This is a genomic window from Ruminococcus sp. AF31-8BH (genome assembly GCF_003460605.1).
GTDB classification, from domain to species: Bacteria; Bacillota; Clostridia; order Lachnospirales; family Lachnospiraceae; genus Blautia_A; species Blautia_A acetigignens.
In genome coordinates, this window is the sequence record NZ_QTVN01000046.1 from 1 (window position 1) to 1,426 (window position 1,426).

The 1,426-nt window shown below is 35.9% G+C and carries 2 protein-coding genes; both read right to left on the reverse strand.

Features of this window, described 5'->3' with window-relative positions; genetic code table 11:
• Positions 1 to 202: 202 nt before the first annotated feature.
• On the reverse strand, positions 203 to 781 hold the full coding sequence (locus DWZ38_RS21910) for a hypothetical protein (protein WP_117855421.1): 579 nt from the start codon (positions 779 to 781) through the stop codon (positions 203 to 205).
• 311 nt (positions 782 to 1,092) lie between these two features.
• On the reverse strand, positions 1,093 to 1,404 hold the full coding sequence (locus tag DWZ38_RS21915) for a hypothetical protein (protein WP_178105410.1): 312 nt from the start codon (positions 1,402 to 1,404) through the stop codon (positions 1,093 to 1,095).
• Positions 1,405 to 1,426: the final 22 nt, after the last annotated feature.

Consider the following 1,426-nt stretch of genomic DNA (forward strand, 5'->3'; position numbering starts at 1 on the left):
AGACTGGATTCCCACCAGTTATATATTTGGCACCGAACTGGCGCACACCTCCACCTTGTTCTATTTTAGCACAGTCCGGTCTCATTAGGAATAGAAAATATATTAAAGATATAAAAAAAGGAATGGTTCGTCGAAAATACCAACCATTCCCTGCGGTTTTGATTTACACTAGCTTGGACGTATACGTTCTAAATTTTACATATCATTGCTTTCTTTTCTTTCTCTCTTCATAAAGCCTTTTACGTTCTTCTCGCATTTTAGTTTTTTCTTCCAGTATACGCTCATATTCTTTTCTTTGCGCAAAATCTGTGTCAATAATAACATTCACGCCCCATTCTTTCAACTGATTCATAATTTGTTCTTTCTCTTTTTCATCATTAAAAATAACAAAAAACTGATCAAAAATGTTCAAGGAAAAATAAATTCTCTCGATTGTCGTCATTCGTTTGCCTTTTGAAGTCAATGCTTTATTAGAGAAAAAAATTCCTTCCCAACTTTCCCCCCTTACTACCCCAATGTCTCCATAAGTAATCACTTCGAGCTCTTTCCATTTAAAATTCCTTTTTACTCCAAACCAAGATACGCTTCCCCCTTCTTGATTTAGTTCTACCATTCTTAAATGTGGCAATATCGAGAAAATAACAACACCCATTAAAAGAATACAGCAAAATATTGTCGCCGGATTTTTCAGGCTAACTGGAGGCATAGCAAACGGAAAAAATGCCAGAGGAATAAACATAACTCCATCTGCAACAAATGGTTTTTTTGATAAAATTTTCATTCATACCTCCAATCTGAACTGCTTCTATACAGAACACACATTAGACAATCTATAGGTTTTTACATTTTTTGAAAACGCCGATATTTTTCTCAATCTTAATTCTCTGCCCCCAACTCTCATAACTACATCTTACAATGCCTTTTCCGCCCTTGTCAATATGACTCCAACCACCATTCTATCATTTCAAACCTACATATAAATTTCTATTTCAACAATTCTGAAATTGTTCAGTATTTCATAAAGTAAAACCAGGAAATCAACAGCATACAATACTGTGATTTCCTGGTTTGTAAACCTAAACACTTCAGTTTCTACTTATCTTGCATCAAAGCCAGTTTTTCTTTCAGAATCAAAAGCTCCCTTTCTGTATTATCCGCACGCATTTTTTCTGAATCAGCGCGCCTACGCTCTTTTTCTGTATTCTTCTGTTCCTCTTCTTTTCCAAGTTCTCTCCCGAGTTTTTCCCCAAGCTCTTTCCCCAATTGCTCGCCTAATTCTCTCCCGGCCTCGAATTCTTCTTTTCGTAAAATCTCTTCTTCCCATTCCCGGTCGTATTCAAATATACTCATTGCAACCACCTCAGCTTTATTCGCTAGAGTGTGTTTGAAAAATAAAAGTTGCACAAAACATATATTCGTTTACCCT